Annotated in this window: 13 protein-coding genes; all 13 read left to right on the forward strand. The window is 37.0% G+C overall.

Going from position 1 to position 19,232, the window contains the following annotated elements; all coding sequences use genetic code 11:
• Positions 1 to 70 precede the first annotated feature (70 nt).
• Positions 71 to 3,406 carry a transcription-repair coupling factor gene (gene mfd / locus FHG85_RS02045; RefSeq protein WP_173072614.1) on the forward strand — a complete coding sequence of 1,112 codons (3,336 nt, stop codon included), beginning with the start codon at positions 71 to 73 and terminating at the stop codon, positions 3,404 to 3,406.
• A gap of 10 nt (positions 3,407 to 3,416) precedes the next feature.
• Positions 3,417 to 4,148 carry a type III pantothenate kinase gene (locus FHG85_RS02050; RefSeq protein ID WP_173072615.1) on the forward strand — a complete coding sequence of 244 codons (732 nt, stop codon included), beginning with the start codon at positions 3,417 to 3,419 and terminating at the stop codon, positions 4,146 to 4,148.
• Positions 4,129 to 5,430 (forward strand): hypothetical protein, encoded by a 1,302-nt coding sequence (locus tag FHG85_RS02055; RefSeq protein ID WP_173072616.1) that lies wholly within the window; start codon positions 4,129 to 4,131, stop codon positions 5,428 to 5,430. The genes FHG85_RS02050 and FHG85_RS02055 overlap by 20 nt, the downstream gene beginning before the upstream one ends.
• Before the next feature lie 27 nt (positions 5,431 to 5,457).
• On the forward strand, positions 5,458 to 6,792 hold the full coding sequence (locus FHG85_RS02060) for a tetratricopeptide repeat protein (RefSeq protein WP_173072617.1): 1,335 nt from the start codon (positions 5,458 to 5,460) through the stop codon (positions 6,790 to 6,792).
• 33 nt (positions 6,793 to 6,825) lie between these two features.
• Complete coding sequence (gene lptC / locus FHG85_RS02065; protein WP_173072618.1) at positions 6,826 to 7,365, forward strand: LPS export ABC transporter periplasmic protein LptC; 540 nt, start codon at positions 6,826 to 6,828, stop codon at positions 7,363 to 7,365.
• A 280-nt stretch (positions 7,366 to 7,645) separates the two neighbouring features.
• Entirely contained in the window at positions 7,646 to 8,902 is a 1,257-nt protein-coding gene (locus FHG85_RS02070; RefSeq protein WP_173072619.1) for a hemolysin family protein, read from the forward strand.
• 88 nt (positions 8,903 to 8,990) lie between these two features.
• Entirely contained in the window at positions 8,991 to 11,090 is a 2,100-nt protein-coding gene (locus FHG85_RS02075; protein ID WP_173072620.1) for a peptidylprolyl isomerase, read from the forward strand.
• Positions 11,091 to 11,224: 134 nt separating this feature from the next.
• A complete protein-coding gene (locus FHG85_RS02080; protein WP_173072621.1) occupies positions 11,225 to 12,883 on the forward strand; it encodes a hypothetical protein in 1,659 nt (552 codons plus the stop codon).
• Between the two features lie 28 nt (positions 12,884 to 12,911).
• A complete protein-coding gene (locus tag FHG85_RS02085) occupies positions 12,912 to 14,255 on the forward strand; it encodes a DUF5723 family protein (protein ID WP_173072622.1) in 1,344 nt (447 codons plus the stop codon).
• 53 nt (positions 14,256 to 14,308) lie between these two features.
• A complete protein-coding gene (locus FHG85_RS02090) occupies positions 14,309 to 16,672 on the forward strand; it encodes an OmpA family protein (protein ID WP_173072623.1) in 2,364 nt (787 codons plus the stop codon).
• A gap of 61 nt (positions 16,673 to 16,733) precedes the next feature.
• On the forward strand, positions 16,734 to 17,348 hold the full coding sequence (locus FHG85_RS02095) for a MarC family protein (protein ID WP_246249254.1): 615 nt from the start codon (positions 16,734 to 16,736) through the stop codon (positions 17,346 to 17,348).
• Positions 17,349 to 17,407: 59 nt separating this feature from the next.
• A complete protein-coding gene (locus FHG85_RS02100; protein ID WP_173072624.1) occupies positions 17,408 to 18,229 on the forward strand; it encodes a 1-acyl-sn-glycerol-3-phosphate acyltransferase in 822 nt (273 codons plus the stop codon).
• Positions 18,230 to 18,235: 6 nt separating this feature from the next.
• Positions 18,236 to 19,192: a GNAT family N-acetyltransferase gene (locus FHG85_RS02105; RefSeq protein ID WP_173072625.1), complete on the forward strand. Its 957-nt coding sequence runs from the start codon at positions 18,236 to 18,238 to the stop codon at positions 19,190 to 19,192.
• Positions 19,193 to 19,232: the final 40 nt, after the last annotated feature.

The raw sequence follows: 19,232 nt of genomic DNA on the forward strand, positions 1-19,232 counted from the left end.
CCGAATTAGTTTAATGGTTCAAGAAAAATAATTACCAGTCAATAATAATTATCTTTGCAAAAAATTTGTTTTGAGTAAAGTTAGTATTTTAAATGAATTTCTCGAAGAGTTAGGTAGTTTACCAGAAATCCAAGAGCTGATTTCTGACAAATCTATATTTGTCAAAGGCATAGCTGGATCCTCATTTGCGTTTACTATAGCGTCAATTTTTGGTAGAAGTAGTAGTCCAAATATTATTGTTCTTAACGATAAGGAAGAAGCAGCTTATCTGTTTTCTGACATCAACCTACTACTTGGGGGTGAAAATGTTTATTTTTTCCCCTCGTCATATAAGCGTTCAGTTAAATACCAGCAAGTACTTCCCGAGGCGCTAATTCAACGCACCGATGTCTATAACCTGATTCGTCAAATGGGAGAGGGGAAGCTCCTTAAATCTGTTATTGTAACCTATACTGATGCCCTCTTTGAAAAAATACCAACGCATGAAACACTAAAGGAGAACACCTTGGTAATAACAAAAGGGGAACGAATTTCTACAGAATTCATCACCGAGGTGCTCTTTGAGTATGGGTTTGAACGAACCGATTTTGTTTATGAACCAGGCCAGTTTGCAATAAGGGGAAGCATTGTCGATATTTTTTCATTCTCATCATCGGTACCTTACAGAATTGACTTCTTCGGAGAAGAAGTTGAATCTATCAGAACTTTTGATGTTGAGGATCAGCTATCAAAAGAGATATTAGAATCAGCCTCAATCATTCCTAATGTTCAAGAAAATAGTTCAGAAGACAAACGATTATTGACTAATGAGCTTCCTGCTAGCTCAATGGTTTGGATTAAAAGCCCTGAGCTTGTTCTCGAGAGGCTAAAGGAACTCCATGAAGCAATAAAAGAACTTCCATCAAATGAGAGTGCTAGCTTTGCATCACCTTCTGAAATTTTTGAATCGTTTAATCAGCATATAATTCGATATTTTGGATTAGGCTCGCCAAGTAAAAGTATAAAGACCATAGAGTTTAATACATCGCCACAGCCTGCCTTTTCTAAGAATTTTGAGCTTCTAGCTGATGATATAGAGCAAAAGAACCTGAATGGCTACAGAGTATTATTGCTTTCTGAAAACACAGCCCAGCTAGATAGGCTTCAAAAGATACTCTCAAACATAAAGCCCGATTTACATTACGACACTATAGGCCAAAGTATAACCGAGGGTTTTATTGACCATACTTTAAGGGTTTGTTTATACACCGATCACCAAATATTTGACCGGTACCATAAGTACAAACTTAAACATGAGTTTACCAATAAAGATGCTATTTCCATGCAGGAGTTGGTAAACCTTCAACCTGGCGATTATGTGGTTCATATCGATCATGGAATAGGTAAGTTTGGAGGTTTAGTAAAGACCGAAGTAAATGGAAAGATTCAAGAAGCCATTAGGCTGATATACAAGGATAATGATACATTACTGGTCAATATTCACAATCTTCATAAAATTTCAAAGTACAGGGGGAAAGATGCAGAGCCACCAAAAGTTTATAAGCTAGGAACTGGAGCGTGGCAAAAACTTAAGCAACGAACCAAGGCTAAGATTAAGGATATAGCTAAGGATTTGATTGCGCTATATGCTAAGCGAAAGGCTCAAAAGGGATTTGCTTTTTCGGCCGACACCTATTTGCAGCAAGAACTTGAAGCCTCCTTTATTTATGAAGATACTCCCGATCAGCTAAAAGCTACTCAGGCTGTGAAACAGGATATGGAAGATGAACGTCCTATGGATCGGCTTGTTTGTGGTGATGTGGGGTTTGGAAAGACCGAAGTGGCCATTAGAGCTGCGTTTAAGGCAGTTACCGATAGTAAACAAGTGGCAGTTTTGGTCCCAACTACTATTCTTGCATTGCAACATTACAGGACCTTTTCTTCGAGGTTAAAGGATTTTCCGTGTGCAGTTGAGTTTATAAGTAGAATGAAAACAGCCTCACAGCAAAGGCAGATTAGGGAAAAACTTAGAGAGGGGAAAATTGACATTCTCATTGGAACTCACTCAATACTCAAGGAGGCCTCTAATTTTAAAGATTTAGGCCTACTGATTATCGACGAAGAGCAAAAATTTGGCGTAGCGGCAAAAGAAAAAATCCGGCAGTTTAAGTTAAATGTTGATACGCTTACTCTTACTGCTACTCCCATTCCGCGTACGCTACAGTTTTCGTTATTGGGTGCTAGGGACCTATCAATAATTAACACTCCACCACCTAATAGGTATCCCATTCAAACGGAACTACATGTTTTTAACACCTCAATCATAAAGGAAGCGATTGAATATGAGGTTTCACGTGGTGGCCAAGTGTTTTTTGTTCATAACAGGGTGCAAAATATTCAAGAAGTGCAGAACATGCTACATAAGATTGTTCCAAAGATAAGAACAACTGTAGCACATGGACAGATGGAACCCGCGAAGCTTGAGAAAATAATGGTTGACTTTATTAACGGCGATTATGATGTTTTAATCTCAACAGCGATAATTGAAGCAGGACTGGATATCCCGAACGCAAACACAATTATTATTAATAACGCCCACATGTTTGGGCTGAGCGATTTGCATCAGCTAAGAGGTAGGGTTGGCCGTTCGAATAAAAAAGCTTTTTGCTACCTGCTTTCGCAGCCACTAGAAACTTTAACGCCAGAAGCACGAAGGAGGCTGAAAGCCATTGAGGAATTCTCGGAGCTTGGTAGTGGATTTAGTATTGCCATGCAGGATTTAGACATAAGGGGTGCGGGAAATCTACTTGGAGCAGAGCAAAGTGGTTTTATCTCTGAAATAGGTTATGAAACCTATCAGCGAATTCTTGATGAGGCTATTGAAGAACTTAAAGTAACCGAATTTAAAGAACTCTTCGCATCAAACGAGAAATCGACAAAATCCGATAAATGGGTTGGCAGTAACATAGAATGCCAGGTTGAAACCGATTTGGAAGTGTTAATTCCTGATTCCTATGTTTCAAATACTGCGGAACGAATTAGGCTATACCGCGAACTCGATAACATGAAAGATGAAACGGAGCTTGAACGTTTTAAAGGTGAGCTTATCGATAGGTTTGGTCAAATTCCAAAACCACTTAATGAGTTGATGAGTGTTGTGAAACTAAGATGGGTAGCAGTAAGGCTGGGCATTGAAAGGTTAATTCTAAAAAACGGGAAAGTTCATGCATATTTTATTTCAAACCAGCTATCACCTTTTTATCGTTCTGCTATTTTTGAAAGAATAATTCAATATATTTTAAAAAACTCATCGAGTTTTACAATGAAAGAGGGAAACGAAAAGTTAGTTCTTACTATCAAGGATATTAGTGAGGTTAATGATGCCATTCAGGTTTTTCAAAAGATGTACGAAAACGTAGTTGATTAAATTAAAGTTTATGAACCTAGTAATAGACATTGGGAATACGTTTACCAAAGTTGCTGTTGCAAATGGCCAGGATGTAAAGTATTTTCAAAACACTTTGGAAATAGAGATTGATGAGCTGGATAGGATAATTAAAGAGTTTCAACCTAATAATTGTATTGTATCGGCAGTAGGGAAGATACCAGTTAATACATTGATGTGGCTTAAACAAAATATTAATGTACATGTAGCTGGGATAAATACTAAAATACCAATTGAAAATAAATACTCTACACCAGAAACATTAGGATTTGACAGGCTGGCTCTAGCAGTTGGCGCTGCCACGCTCTTTCCTAATAAAAATGTATTAGTTATTGATGCAGGTACAGCAATTACCTACGATTTCGTAACCAAAAGTGGCGTTTATCTTGGAGGAGCCATCTCACCTGGGTTGCAAATGCGATTTAAGGCTTTACACAATTTTACAGCAAAGCTTCCATTAATTGAAAAAGTAGAAAAAACAGAAATAATAGGGACTACTACACAAACTTGTGTGAGCTCGGGTGTGGTGAATGGCGCACTCTTTGAAATTGATGGGTATATACACCAAATTAGCTCTATTTATGATGATTGTGTCGTGGTTTTAACAGGAGGTGATTCAAATTTCTTGGCTAATAACTTAAAAAATAGCATATTTGTGAACCAATATTTATTGATTATAGGTTTAAACAGAATACTTGACTTCAATGTACAGAATAGCATTTAAAAGCATTTTAGCATCTTTGGGATTAACATTGTTTACATTCTACGGCTTTTCCCAAAGCCTAAATACCTATTCGCCATATTCTCGATATGGTATAGGCGTGCTTAGCCAACCTGGCTTTAGCCAAAACAGAGCGTTAGCAGGAATATCACAAGCCTACAGGAGTGAGACGGTAATAAACTTTAACAACCCGGCATCATATTCACAGCGCGATAGCATGTCGTTTCTTTTTGATTTTGGAATAGAAACAAATACAAGTAGTTTTAACGGATACGACCAATATCTAAACTCTCAAAGAACCAGTAATTCTGCTGGTGGAATTCATCACATAGCTTTCTCTTTCCCAATTTCAAGAAGAATCGGTTTTTCTGCTGGTGTAACCCCTTATAGTTTTGTTGGATATAAATTAATTCGTTTTGAAACAGATCCGATTACATTAAGCACAATTGGAAGAATAAAGTATACTCATACTGGGCGAGGTGGGATAAACCAGGCATTTGCTGGGTTTGGTATTAGCCCGTTAAAAAATCTTTCGTTTGGGTTTAACTTCCTGTACTATTTCGGAAGTCTAGATTACAATAACGATATCCAATTCCCAATTACCTTTACATCTTATTCCGATAGCTATTCAAGAACAAGCTATCAGGTTCATGATTTCAATTTCAATCTTGGAATGCAATACGTAGCCTACTTTGATAAAGAGGAGAATACTAACATAACCCTTGGAGCAACCTACCAGTTTGGTAAAAAACTATCAACTACTCAAAAGTGGTTCACTACAATCGAAGGCAATTTTGTTGATTCTCTTTTCCCTCATCCTGACTATGAATCCTACATCGATTTTCCTTGGAGTATAAATACTGGAATTGCCTTTACTTTTAAGGACAAGTTGACAGTGTTAGGTGAGTACTACATGCAAGATTGGACAAAAACAACGCCATTTAATTCAGATTCACCCTTAGCCAAGATGGAATCAATTCGTATTGGAATTGAATATACGCCTAATCGTAGAGACTTGAAAAAATATTTTAATAAAGTAAACTATAGGTTAGGTTTTTATTCAAACAAATCGAACCTAGTAGTCGCTGGAAATCAAATAAACGACTTTGGCATAACATTTGGAGCAGGTTTACCGTTAAAGGGGAAAACAAAAGTTAACTTATCGTTTGAAATTGGTTGGAGAGGAACAAATGAGAATTACCTAATTAAAGAAAACTATGGGGCATTAAATCTAAGCTTTACATTTTACGATTACCCATGGTTCTTTAAACGAAAGTATAACTAGTTAATCAATAATAAAAAACCAGAAGCCATGAAATTTAGAAGTTACTTTAAGTTATTGGGAGGTGCATTAGCTGTTTTGATCGGTATTAATGCCTCTGCGCAATCATACTTACAAAATCCCAAGTATGGGCCTGATGAGGAAACAAGGAAAGAGTGTGCAAAAAACCTTTCTCTCTATTCAACATTCTATAAGCAAAAGAATTATAAAGATGCTTATAAGCCTTGGAGACAAGTTATTAAGCTTTGTCCTGCAGCAAGCAAGAACTCGTACATTCGAGGAGCAAATATTTTGAAATGGCGCTTTCAACAGGAAGCCGACCCCAACAAGAAAAATGAAATCGTTGACTCTTTAATGATGCTTTACGATTTACGCATCGAGAACTTTGACATGAAGGGTATGGTGCTTGGGATGAAAGCAGAGGACCTTTATATGCTAGCACCAGAGCGTTACGAGGAGGCTTTTAATATTGCTAAAGAAGCACTAAGTATTAGTCAGTCAAAAACTAAACCATCGGTGTTCTTTACTTACATGTCGTTGGTTAAAGCCATGTATGATAATAAGAAACTTACAGCTGACCAAGTTATTGAATTGTATTCACAGCTTAGCGATTTAATTGAAGCCCAAATAGCAGCAAAACCTTCTGATGTTATTAGTCAGGTTAAAGATGGAGTAGATGGCATATTTGCAAATATGGGTGTTGCCAATTGCGATAATATTGTTGCTTTGTTTGAGCCACGTTTTAACTCAAACCCCGATGATTTAGGGCTAAGCAAAAAGATACGTTCACTTATGTCGGCTAACAAGTGCTTGTCTCATCCTCTTTATTTAAATGCTAGCATGAAAGTGTTTGAAAAGGAGCCAAGTGCCGATTTAGCTTTGGATATTGCTAGGTTACAGTATGAGGCAAAAAATCCTAAGCTTGCTGAAAAGTATTATAATGAGGCTGTTAACCTTGAGTCGAACGTTGAGCAGCGTGCAAACATATACTACGAGTTAGCCCTATTAACTTTTACTGAGTTGAAAAATCTTCCTAAAGCTCGTGAAATTGCATTAAAAGCAATTGCTGAGAATCCCAATATGGGTAAAGCATATAAGCTTATAGGTGATATGTATGCAAGCGAGCGTAACTGTGGAAGCAACGATTTTGAAAAGAAAACAGTTTATTGGGCTGCTGTTGACAAGTACTACAAGGCTAAACAGGTTGATTCTGAACTCGCTGATGCAATGGATAACCTAATTAACACTTATAGCCAATACTTCCCTTCTAAAGAAGATATTTTCTTCTACGATTTTAAAGAAGGAGACTCTTATACCGTAGGTTGTTGGATTAACGAACGTACCACAATTAGAGCACGTAGGTAGATGTTGGTTACTACTGAATGGAAACTAAAGAATATGTTAGTAGTCCTCACTTTAGTGGGGACTACTGCTCTTTTGGTAGCCTGTAAGACCAATAAAGAAGCTGTAATTTACTTTTCTGATATTAAGAAAACTCCTGGAGTAACTGTTTATAACTCAGAGGTAACATACACCGAGCAGGGGCGTCTCTTACTTAAGGTTCTTGCACCTGAAACAATCTACTATCAGTTTGCCGAAGAGCCGTATACTGAGTTTCCAAAAGGCATTACCGTTTACACTTACGATAAGGAGTTGAATAAAGAGTCGAGCCTTACAGCAAACTATGCAATCTACTACGAGAAAAAAATGCTTTGGCAAGCAAAAAATAATGTTATTGCAAAAAACCGAAAGGGCGAAGAACTTTATACCGAGGAATTGTATTGGGATCAGAAAAAGCACATTATATATTCCGATGTCAATGTAAAAATAAATGGAATTAATGGTGTGGTTTATGGTAAGGGAATGATTGCCGATGAGAATTTTGAAAATTGGGAGGTCAAGAACCCATACAGCGGGGAGTTTGAGTTTGAACAGTAGTATGAATTATTATATTTACATGGATTGCATTGTCTTGCAATCCTTTTTTTGTACCTTTAGCTTTAGAAAATAAAAAGTTAGCTTTCATGAAAAATATAGCATATATTCTTGAACTTATTTGGTTAGCCTTAGCAATCTTTTGTTTAGCTACTGGAGTTTGGGCTACCCTTAAGACAGGATTCAGATCAGCTATGTATTTTTTATATTTTCAGTTGTCGCTTTTTTGATGTATTTACTTCGAAGAAGTAAAAGAAAGAAACTTGAGAATCAGAATTAAAAAATGGGAACCCAACTTGTAGTTGTTGCATTAGCTATAATTTTTTCTGCTTTTTTTTCAGGAGTTGAGATAGCCTTCCTATCCTCAAACAAATTGCGTTTTGAACTTGAGCGCAAACATGGGCGATTAACATCCCGCATATTAGATATATTTTACAGAAACAAGGAGCAATTTATTGCTACTATGTTGGTTGGTAACAATATCACATTAGTTATTTATGGTATTGTTACTGCAAACATTCTAACACCATTGCTAAAGGGTATTGAGGAGTTCCCAACATTGCTTCTACTGATTCAAACACTAATTGCTACAGCAGTAATACTGTTAACAGGCGAGTTCTTACCTAAATCGATTTTTCGCCAGTATTCAAACTCTCTAATGAACTTTTTTGCATTCCCAATCCTTTTGTTTTATGTGATATTTTACCCCATTAGCAAGTTTATTACCTGGTTATCGTACTGGATTCTTCGTATTGCCTTTCGACTTAAAATTAATAGAGCACACGATAATAAGATATTTGGGAAAGTCGATTTAGACCATCTGGTTGAGCAAGCGGCATCTGCCGATGAAAAAAGTGAAGAACAGGAGCTGAAGATATTTCAAAAGGCCTTAGATTTTTCTGAGGTTCGAATTAGGGACTGCATGATACCTCGCACCGATATAGAGGCTGTTGATATTAACGATACGATAGATAATCTTAAGAAAGTATTCGTTGAAACTATGTACTCAAGATTACCAGTCTATAAGGACAGTATCGATAATATAATTGGATATGTTAACTCAAAGTCTCTATTTCTGAACCCAAAATCTATAAAAGACCATCTCATTGATATTGAATTTTTTCCTGAAACCATGAAAGCAAACGAGGCTCTTACTCATTTTATTAAGGGGCATAAAAGTATTGCAGTAGTGGTTGATGAGTTTGGTGGCACAGCTGGCCTTGTTACAATTGAAGATATAATAGAAGAGATTTTTGGTGAAATTGATGATGAACACGACAGGAACGATTTGGTTGAGAAAAAACTATCCGATACAGAATATATACTTTCTGCAAGGGTAGAGGTATCGCACATCAATGAGGTTTATGGGCTTGAAATACCAGAATCGGATGAGTATGAAACAATTGCGGGGTTTATCTTACATCATCACCAAAGTATCCCCAAACCAGGCGATATTGTTAATATTGACATGTATGAGTTTAAAATTCTAAAAACGAATAAAACCCGAATTGAACTTGTTCGGTTAACAATTAATCGGTAAAAAATTGATGCTAATAAATTGCTTATAAGTGAAAATTACTATATTCGTGGCTCAAAAATTAGTATTGTACCTTAAAATATACTTGTAAATGGCAACACTTGAAAGAATTAGAAACCGTGCAGGAGTTTTGGTTTCCATAGTTATTGGATTGGCTTTATTTGCCTTTATACTAGGTGACTTCTTATCATCGGGAGGCGCGTTTTTTAATCGTTCGCAAATGGAGATTGCTGAGATAGCAGGAAACTCTATCTCGTATGAGGATTTTCAAGCAAAGGTAAATGAGAATGAATACCTTCAAAAACTTTTTTCTAACCAAACCTCGCTTAACGAGCAACAGATGTTGAAAATTCGTGAGCAAGTTTGGCAAGATCTTCTCCGTGCAAATATCCTGAACGATGAGTATAACAAGTTAGGATTATCAATTCATCCCGACGAACTCTTCGATATGGTTCAAGGCCGAAATATTCATCCTTTTATCAGACAACAATTTGGCGATCCTCAAACTGGAGAGGTCAACAAGGCCTTTATAACGAACTTCCTTAAGAATATGGATAGAGATCCCAAAGCTAAAGTTTACTGGCTTTTCTTGGAAAAAGAAATACAAAAGGATCGTTTGTTCAGTAAGTACCTCACTCTTATTCGTAAGGGATTAGGAGTAACCTCGTTGCAAGCAAACAAAGCCTTTAACGAACGCGTTACTAAAATTAATTTCGATTACTTAGTGCAAACATATCAGTCAGTACCCGATTCAGTGGTTGAGGTTACCGAAAGCGATATAAAAGATTACTATGAGGTTCATACAAATGATTATAAGCAAACTGCTTCACGCGACATAGAATATGTTGTTTTTCCGATTTCACCTTCAGATGAAGATGTTAAAGATGCCGAAGATTGGATGAAGAAAGCATATGAAGAGTTCTCTACTACAACTGATCCCAAGCAATATGTTACTCTTAACTCAGACTCTAAATTTGACTCAAAATACTATAAGAAATCAGAACTTCCCGAAAACATTAGCGAATGGGCATTTAGCAACACTGTTGGAAGCGTAAGCGAAATTTATCGAGATGGCGATAGTTTTAAAGTTAACAGAATTATAGAATTTAAAATGCTTCCCGACAGCGTAAAGGCTCGTCATATTTTAATTAGCCCTAAAGGGCAAACACCAGATGCTAAAAGCGCAGCTAAAGCTAAAGCTGACAGTATTCTAAACGTATTAAAACGTAGTGGAAGCTGGAGCAAATTGGCCGCAAAATATTCCGATGATCCTGGTTCAAAAGATAAAGGCGGTGATTTGGGTTGGTTCCCTAGTGGTATGATGGTTCCTGAGTTTGACCATGCCGCATTCAACGGAGCATTGGGAGAACTTCAACTTGTAGAAACACAATTCGGATATCATATTCTTCAAGTTACAAGAAGAGGTAAAGAGTTTAATAAGGTACAAATTGCTACTTTAGAAAGGAAAATCGTACCAAGTTCAGTTACAACTTCTAAAGTTTATAACCAAGCTGCTGCTTTTGCTGGAAACAATAGAACCTACGACAAGTTTGTTTCTGCAGCCGATGAAAGCAACTATGTTCGCAGGGTAGCTAATAATCTTCTTCCAAATGATAGAAACATTGCAGGACTCGATCAGCCAAGAGAGCTTATTCGTTGGGCATATCGTGCCGAAAAAGGAGACGTTTCCGATGTAATGCAAATAGGTGACAGTTACATTGTTGCCGCCCTAACAGAGGTTCGCGAAGAGGGTATCGCACCATTAAAACAGGTGTTAACCGATGTACGTTTCCGTGCTCTACGTGAGAAAAAGGCTGAATATCTTATAAATAAAACTAAAGAAGCAATGTCCGGCAAAGCTGATATTAATGCTTTAGCTCAAGAACTAGGATTAGCAGTTGCATCTGCTGAGAATGTTTCGTTAAGTTCGCTTACTGTTCCAAATGCAGGTATTGAGCCAGCTGTTATTGGTGTAGCTTCTGTTTCAGAAGAGGGACAGCTAACCGGCCCTGTTAAAGGTAACAATGGAGTATTTGTATTTACCTTAACATCTAAGGTAAAAGAAGAAGGTGATGCTACCATGGAGAAGACTAGAATAGCTAACATGTATCAATCAAGGGCATACTATGAAGTTTTTGAGGCTTTAAAGAAGAATGCCGACATCATTGATAAACGATATAACTTCTATTAATAGTTAAATATTTTTTTTTATCAAGCTGGGATACTATTTAGTGGTATCCCAGTTTTGTTATATGTAAAAATATTTGAAACGTATCCTTTTTCTTTGTAACTTGTGAAACTGTTTATAAATCTAACTTTTAGTCTATGAGAAGAACGAAGTTGATTATTCCACTGGTGGGCATGCTCACTATGGTAGGATGCTACGATTTTTCAAACTTTGATAATATAAAGGTAGAGCCTTTCTCTCCAAGGGTTGTGTTCCCTCTAGTGAACTCATCAGTCACATTTGATGAGGTACTAGAACAGGCCGATTCGAGTTCGCTTATCTATACTAAACCTGGAGATAACAAGTATTACGTATCGTTTAGAGATACCATAGCGCTTTATGATGCTTTATCGAACTATAGTATTCCTGATTTTACCTTTAGCGATGCGTTCAGCGTTGATGCCTCGGAAGTCCCTCCATTGCCTGTTCCTAGTGGGCAAACACTTACTTTACCTTCTAAAAGCCTAACTCAAACCTATGCCCCTATAGCTGATGGTGAGATTAAAAGCGTTAAACTCTCTGCTGGTACACTAAGTATTAGAATAGTTAATAATTTTCAAAATAGTATTTCTGGTACACTTGTAATAAACTCTTTACTTGATGAGACCGGAAATCCCTTAACCTTTATTATCCCCGAAACCTTTCCCTCACAGGAATATAATGACAATGCTCAACTAGCCAACGGAACAGTTTACCTCCAGGTGGGCTCAAGCTACAACACCTTTCAGATCACCGCTGACTTGACTGTCCATTCGCTTGGAAACCCTATATCGACTAACGATAATGCAGCCATTGAAGTTAGCATTAATGGCTTAGACTTTGAATATATTCAAGGTAAAATCAACTCAATCCTTCCTCTTGATGACATCAATCTGGATTTGGGAACCTTTGAGAATTCATACGATGCAGATTTTTATATTTCTGAACCTAAACTAACCATGATTTTTGAGAATAGCTTTGGAATCCCAATTGCTTTTAACATTATTAACTTTGATGGAACAAATACAAATACCAATGAACAGGTAAGCATGGTAAATGAGGGCACACCACCTTCAAATTCGTTACTATTAACAGGTTCAAATGCCATTGATTTTGTTACTAATATTTTATCTGCCGATCCCGTTCATGATTCATTATACCTCGATCAGGATAACTCAAATCTTGAAGATTTCTTAAATATTGCTCCTAATAGAATACTAATTAAACCTACAGTCACTCTAGGTGATGCTACAGATAACCACGACTTCTTTATTCGGAAAAGCTCAGAGCTTAACTTGATAAACGAAATTGAAATTCCTTTAGCTGGACGGATTAATAATCTTGTTGTTAGCGATACAATTGACGTTGAAATACCCGATATTGAAAATGACCTAAATATTGCAAGTGATAACAATTTGCATGTTAAGCTGAAGTTTAAATTTGAAAATGGGATTCCTCTTGATATCTATTTTCAAGGTGTTTTCCTAGATGATAATAATACTGAACTTGCTAACCTATACGACAACACTAATGAGCAGCTAATAATAAAGAGCTCAACTATAAATCCAGCAACTGGCAGAACACAATCTCCTTCAATTCAATATTCAAGCATTGAGTTTGATAATGTGAAATATGAAAAGATTAAAAATGCTACTAAGATGATTATGAGGTATCGTATTGAAAGTGGTGGGGGAATTGGACAAAATGTTGTTATAGAATCTACCAATTCAATTACAGCGCATTTAAGTTTTGATTTTGAAGGAACTGTTAAACCATAGGACTTACAAAACCCGAAATATGCAAAAAATGAGAAGATATATTTTTATTGCAATTCTATTGGTTACCACATACATAGCAAAAGCACAACCCGAGGTAACCCTTCCCTATATGCATAATGTATTTCAGGCTTCATTTGTTAACCCAACAATAATGCCTGAGCATACATTTAGCACTGGATTTAGCGTATTTGGACAGGCCATTAGCAATGGCTTTCAGCCAACCAACTTTATGAGTTACCGTACCGATACCATGTACGTTAACCTTAATAGCCTTTTGGGCGACATGAATGATAAGAATATGATTTATTTAGCACAAAATGCAGATCTTTTCCATATCCGTGCCAAAGTGCTATCGTCGTATTTTTGGTTTGCTATCAGGCAAAACTCATCTGTTACATTACAGTATCCTAGCGATTTATTTCGCGTTGCCATAGAGGGTAATCAGCCTTTTGTCGGTTCTTCAATCGACCTGTCGAACCTTAAATCGGACATATCGTTTTATAACGAATACACAATTGGATACTTAAAAGATTTGCCCCGTTGGACCTTTGCAGGTAGAATTAGCATTCTGCAAGGGTTGGCAAACTTAAACTTTAATCCAGATGTGTTAAAGGTTGAAATTGACACAGCTTTTGCTCACACTGGAGTTGCCGATGCAAGAATGAGAACTGCTGGCCTACCTCACAATGCCGATGGCGATATTAACTTTGATGGTGTAGATGACCAATGGGCTCTGAATAAGTTCTCATCGTTTGCAAACAAAGGGTTTGCAATAAGCGGAGGAGCAACATTCAAGTATGACGAAAGGCTTAACCTATCGTTCTCATTTTACGATTTAGGTTTCATTAAGTGGAAAACAGATGTTCAAACATACACGCTAAAAGGTCAGAGCTCATTTAGCGGATTTGACATTTTGAGCGATTTACTTGCTGGAAATGATTTTGATGTAGATTCTGTTATTCAAGATATGGAGGATGATTTTACTCGCGATACAATTTCTTCATCATACACAACATGGTTGAATCCCAAATTTAACTTTACAGCAAACTATCAGCTGGCAAGAAGAACAATGGTAGGTGTTACATTTGCAGCATTTGTAAACAGGAGGTTTTACCCCTCGGTATCAATTGGAATATCACAAGGAGTTGGTCGGTTTTTCCAAGTTGTTGGAACGGCATCGGTTTACCAACGTTCTATCCCAAATTTAGGTGTGGGTTTAGTGTTTAAACCTGGTCCATTTCAGTTCTTTGTGGTGGCCGATAATTTAAGGCCAATCGCTAAACCTTTGTCGTTTACTAATGCAAATGTGAGGGTTGGTCTAAACCTTGTGTTTGGAAGAGTTTATCAACCACAAGGATTACCTTATAAATAGTAGTTAACATGAAAAAAAGCATTTCGCCATTAAATTTTTTAAAGTTGAATAAGATGAAACGAAATCATTTGAATAGAATCATCATATTTCTGCTTGTTTCTGCTTGCAGCTTTAATTTGGGAGCACAAACCTCGTTTAAACCTCAGAAACTAGGTGAAGCGATAAATAGCAATTTTGCCGAAATAAACCCTATTCTCCATCCCGATGGTAAAACCTTGTTCTTTACTAGGGTTAACCATCCTGAAAACCACTTTGGGGGTGTTGACAGCCAAGACATTTGGTACACTGTACTTAATGAAGATGGCACTTGGTCTAAGGCAAAGCGTTTGCCAAACACTGTGAACATTGGAAGATATAATGCAATTTTTGGAATTCTTGAGGATGGGAAAACCTTTATCATCAATGGTCATTTTTCAGAAAACGGTAAGCAATGGCTCGATAGAGGCTTATCGGTTATTGAGCGCCTTGATGACAGCACCTGGAGTAAACCAGTACCTTTAATGGTGCGTGGATTGAGAAGAATGAATAGGGGATTAACCACCACCGCTTACATGACTCCAGATGGTAAGTACTTGTTGCTTTCCTTTAGTAAAAAAGCTGGAGGAAAAAATCATAAAATATATCTTTCTGAGAAAACCGATAATGGTTATAGTAAACCTCAAAAACTAAAAATAGGTGTTGGAAAAAAATGCGAGAGTTATGAAGCTCCATTCCTAAGTAAGGATGGGAATGCGCTTTATTTTGGCTGTAAAATAAACAAGGGTTATAATATTTACATGTCGAACCGAACCGATGAAAATAGCTTCCTTAATTGGTCTTCGCCTTTGCCCTTGAACGATACTATTAACACCCCTGCATGGGAAAATTACTATAAGTTAAATGCTAAAGAGAGCTGGGCATACTATTGTTCTGCAGAAGGCGAGGGTGGAAAGTCTGAGATAATGCGTGTTAAAATCTACGAGGAATTCCCCTATGTTAAATTTTCTGGATTGGTTATGAACAAGTTTGACGAGAGCTTAATGCTTGCAGATACTAACTATACCATAAATGTTACTGGTGGTGAACCAAGTAAATTGACAATAGACAAAGCATCAGCATCATATGAGCTATTACTTCCATTTGGAAAAAAATATACAGTAGCCCCAGAATTACAAAATTGGGTTGGTGTTACCGATACTGTTGATCTTACATCGGTGAAGGAGTATGCTGAGATTAACAAAAATTTGTTCTTAGAGCCTATTCCTGTAGTAAGTATATCGGGTAAGGTAATTAATACTAGAACTGGAATACCTATAAATCCTGAAATGAAGTTCAAGGTTTTAGTTAATGGGCAGGAGAACGATTCCGTGAAATACGAGAAAGAAATTGCTAAATACAGAATGACCTTGCCTTTAGGTGAAAAGTATATACTTAAGTTACAACTTCCAAATTTTGTGGCAAAAGCCGATACCGTTGATGTTACATCTGCTAAGTACTTTACTGAAAAGCAGGTTGACTTCTATGCCACTTCGGTACCTTGGGTACTTGTAAAGGGTGTTGCTCTTGACAATGTAACCTTTACGCCAATCACTGGTACTAAAAATGCGAAGCTACTTATTAATGGAAAAGTTGCCGATAGTATTAACATAGATCCTGTAACAGGAGAGTTTAAGGTAAGGTTACCCTTTGGTAAAAAGTATAAAACTTCTGTTTCATCTTCAAATTATAAGCCACTTGAAAATGAGTTAGACTTGACAGGATATGTTGAGTATACCGAAGTAAAACATGAGGTCTTTGCCGAACGCAAAGATGCGAATATGGCAATTCTATCAGGTAAGATAATTAACCTGAAAACGGGTCAACCTCTTGATAGCAATATACCCGTTAAGCTAAAAGTAAATGGTACCGAGACTCGAGGCTTTAAGTATGATTCAACAAAAGCATCGTATACCCTAAAGCTTCCTGTTGGAGCAACATACGATATTTTACCTTCTGTTAAGAATTTCTACAACAAATATGAGCAGGTTGATTTGAGAAGGGTTAGAAAGGGTTCAAGAATTGCAAGAAACTTCTATGTTACCCCAATTGAAGTTGGTCAAACTGTAAACATTGACTTTATATACTTTGATACAGGAAAATCTACTCTAAAGCCTCAGTCGTTCCGTTCGCTTAATGCATTGGTTGAGTTCCTAAATGAGTATCCTAATGTAATTGTTGAAATTGGTGGACATACCGATAATACGGGTTCTCTTGCATTGAACATGAGGCTATCAAAGGCTAGAGCTGAGGCTGTAGCTGAATATCTAATAAGTATGGGTATCCCACGTGAAAGAATTACTTCAAAGGGATACGGACCTAGCAAACCAAAAGCTAGCAATAGAACCTCAAGAGGTAGGGCACAAAACCGTAGGGTAGAGTTTACTATAGTTGGAATTTAATTAGAGATTTAATTTTAAATTTAGGTGGATGTATTAGACATCCACCTAAATTTGTTTTGGTATGATGGCTTTTAAGTTAAAATATCTCCTTAGCTGTATGGTTGCCATTTTGGCACTGGTTAATCCAATACAAAAGGTTTTTGTTATTACATCCCTCCAGGCTCAATTTGACGAAGCTAAAACACGTTTTATTGCCATAAAGGCTACTATTACTGCATTTATTGCCCTTTTGTTTTTCCTACTACTAGGGGAACTTGTATTTAGCTACGTATTCCATGTTCAGCTGTATGCGTTTCAGATAACGTCGGGAATTGTACTTTTTTATAATGGTTTAACTGGGTTACAGAAAGGAACATTTATTCAAGTTGACGCAGGTGTGAATATACGCGATATCACAGCTGTTCCCATAGCTATCCCTATGATTGCTGGACCTGCAACAATTACGGCAGCTGTTACATTTCCTGCCCATTACGGTCATACTAACACCATAGTATCTCTTGCAGTAGCTTTAGCTATTAACTACATTTTTATGTATTTTGCACGTCCCATCGGAACCTTTCTCAATCGCTTAAATCTGATGAGCGCCTTAGTTAGAATATTTGGATTAATTGTGGCAACAATAGGTGTTCAGATGACATTAAATGGTTTGGCTACTTTTTGGAATACAATAAAATAATTGGGATTTAATTAGAACAAAGCTGAACCTTAGCTATATTTGCATTAAATTTTGAAAAAGTGCAACAAGGTTTGATTGATATTGATAACGTTATTGCCTCAAAAAGTCCTAAACTGCAAAAGGCTTTACCTCGTTTTATCGTTCGTTACCTTAAACGTATAATCCATCAGGATGAGATTAATGAGGTTCTTGCAAAACATGGCGATAAGCAAGGGGTTGATTTTATTGAAGAGGCTCTTAAGCAGATGCAAGTAACCTATTCGGTTGAAGGACTTGAGAACCTTGAGCCAGATGGCCGCTATCTTTTTGCTTCGAACCATCCACTTGGTGGACTCGATGGTATGATACTCATACATCTTTTAGGTAAAAAGTATCCTGATATTAAATTCCCTGTTAACGATTTGTTAATGCATGTATCTCAGCTTAGAAATATATTTATACCTATAAACAAACACGGTGCGCAAAGCCTTTCGGGTGTTAAGCAGTTTGAGGAAACATTTGCATCGCATTCCCAAGTACTTTACTTTCCTGCTGGACTTTGCTCTCGTAAACAACGGGGAAGAATTGAAGATTTGGATTGGAAGAAAAGCTTTATTGTTAAGGCTGTAAAACACAAACGCGATATAGTTCCTGTATTCTTTAGTGGAAGAAACTCTAACTTTTTTTATAACCTAGCATGTTTACGTAACTTCTTACGGATTAAAGTAAATATCGAGATGCTTTACCTTGTTGATGAGATGTTTAAGCAAAAAGGGAAGAGCATAAAGGTAATAATAGGAGAGCCAATATCATATTTAACATTTGACCACTCTAAAAAGCCCGAAGAATGGGCTAAATGGGTAAAGGCACGAGTTTATAAGTTAGGAACTCAGTTAAAATAGATTGGGATGAAACAAATTATAGAACCCGTTGACAGGGAGCTGCTTTTGAGCGAGCTAACTCCCGATAAATTTGTGCGACAGACCAATAACGCAAATAATGAACTTTATATTTTTACCGCTCATAATGCGCCAAATTTGATGCGTGAGGTTGGTCGTTTAAGGGAGTTGTCATTTAGAACTGCTGGAGGGGGTACTGGTGAAGAGGTTGATATAGATGAGTATGATACCTGCGAGAATTGCTACAAGCAGCTAATTGTTTGGGACCCTAGTGAAAAAGAGATTCTTGGCGGATACAGATTTCATAGTGTTGACCCTTCAAAGGGAGAAGAGATCAATCTTTCCACAAGGCACCTTTTTAATTTCTCCGATAAGTTTGTTAAAGAGTATATGCCTCAAATGATTGAGTTGGGTAGATCATTTGTTCAGCCAAAATATCAAGCTTTAAGTAGGAGTGGGAAAGGCCTATATGCTCTCGATAACTTATGGGATGGTTTAGGTGCCCTTATTGTACTAAATCCGCACATCAAGTATTTCTTTGGTAAAGTTACCATGTATCGCACCTATAATGTTGATGCCCGTAATATGCTACTTTACTTCTTTGAAAAGTACTTTAAGGATAATGAGGGATTGGTTACCCCAATTCATCCTATTGAGGTTAACATCGACAGAGAGGCTATGAGTGCGATATTTACAGGAAAGAGTTACGATGAGGACTACAAAATACTATCGAAAAAAATTAGAGAGTTTGGCGAGCGAATTCCTCCCCTTATCAACTCATATATGAACTTGAGTCCTTCAATGAAGGTATTTGGTACTGTGATTAATCCTTACTTTGGTGAGGTGGAGGAAACGGCAATTCTTATAACCATTCCGGATATATATAAGCACAAGGTTGATAGACATATTTCAACCTTCATAAAGAAGTTAAAGGATAAATACCATTTAAGCCTTAGGCGTTGGTAGCCTAAGGCATTGGGAAATGCCACTTAAAAATCTATTTTAT

The organism is Tenuifilum thalassicum, from assembly GCF_013265555.1.
GTDB classification, from domain to species: domain Bacteria; phylum Bacteroidota; class Bacteroidia; order Bacteroidales; family Tenuifilaceae; genus Tenuifilum; species Tenuifilum thalassicum.

Coding starts and splice junctions, on each gene's coding strand:
- FHG85_RS02050 (WP_173072615.1), top strand. CDS start 3,417: ATGAACCTAGTAATAGACATTGGGAATACGTTTACCAAAGTTGCTGTT.
- FHG85_RS02055 (WP_173072616.1), top strand. CDS start 4,129: ATGTACAGAATAGCATTTAAAAGCATTTTAGCATCTTTGGGATTAACA.
- FHG85_RS02060 (WP_173072617.1), top strand. CDS start 5,458: ATGAAATTTAGAAGTTACTTTAAGTTATTGGGAGGTGCATTAGCTGTT.
- lptC (WP_173072618.1), top strand. CDS start 6,826: ATGTTAGTAGTCCTCACTTTAGTGGGGACTACTGCTCTTTTGGTAGCC.
- FHG85_RS02070 (WP_173072619.1), top strand. CDS start 7,646: ATGGGAACCCAACTTGTAGTTGTTGCATTAGCTATAATTTTTTCTGCT.
- FHG85_RS02075 (WP_173072620.1), top strand. CDS start 8,991: ATGGCAACACTTGAAAGAATTAGAAACCGTGCAGGAGTTTTGGTTTCC.
- FHG85_RS02080 (WP_173072621.1), top strand. CDS start 11,225: ATGAGAAGAACGAAGTTGATTATTCCACTGGTGGGCATGCTCACTATG.
- FHG85_RS02085 (WP_173072622.1), top strand. CDS start 12,912: ATGAGAAGATATATTTTTATTGCAATTCTATTGGTTACCACATACATA.
- FHG85_RS02090 (WP_173072623.1), top strand. CDS start 14,309: ATGAAACGAAATCATTTGAATAGAATCATCATATTTCTGCTTGTTTCT.
- FHG85_RS02095 (WP_246249254.1), top strand. CDS start 16,734: ATGATGGCTTTTAAGTTAAAATATCTCCTTAGCTGTATGGTTGCCATT.
- FHG85_RS02105 (WP_173072625.1), top strand. CDS start 18,236: ATGAAACAAATTATAGAACCCGTTGACAGGGAGCTGCTTTTGAGCGAG.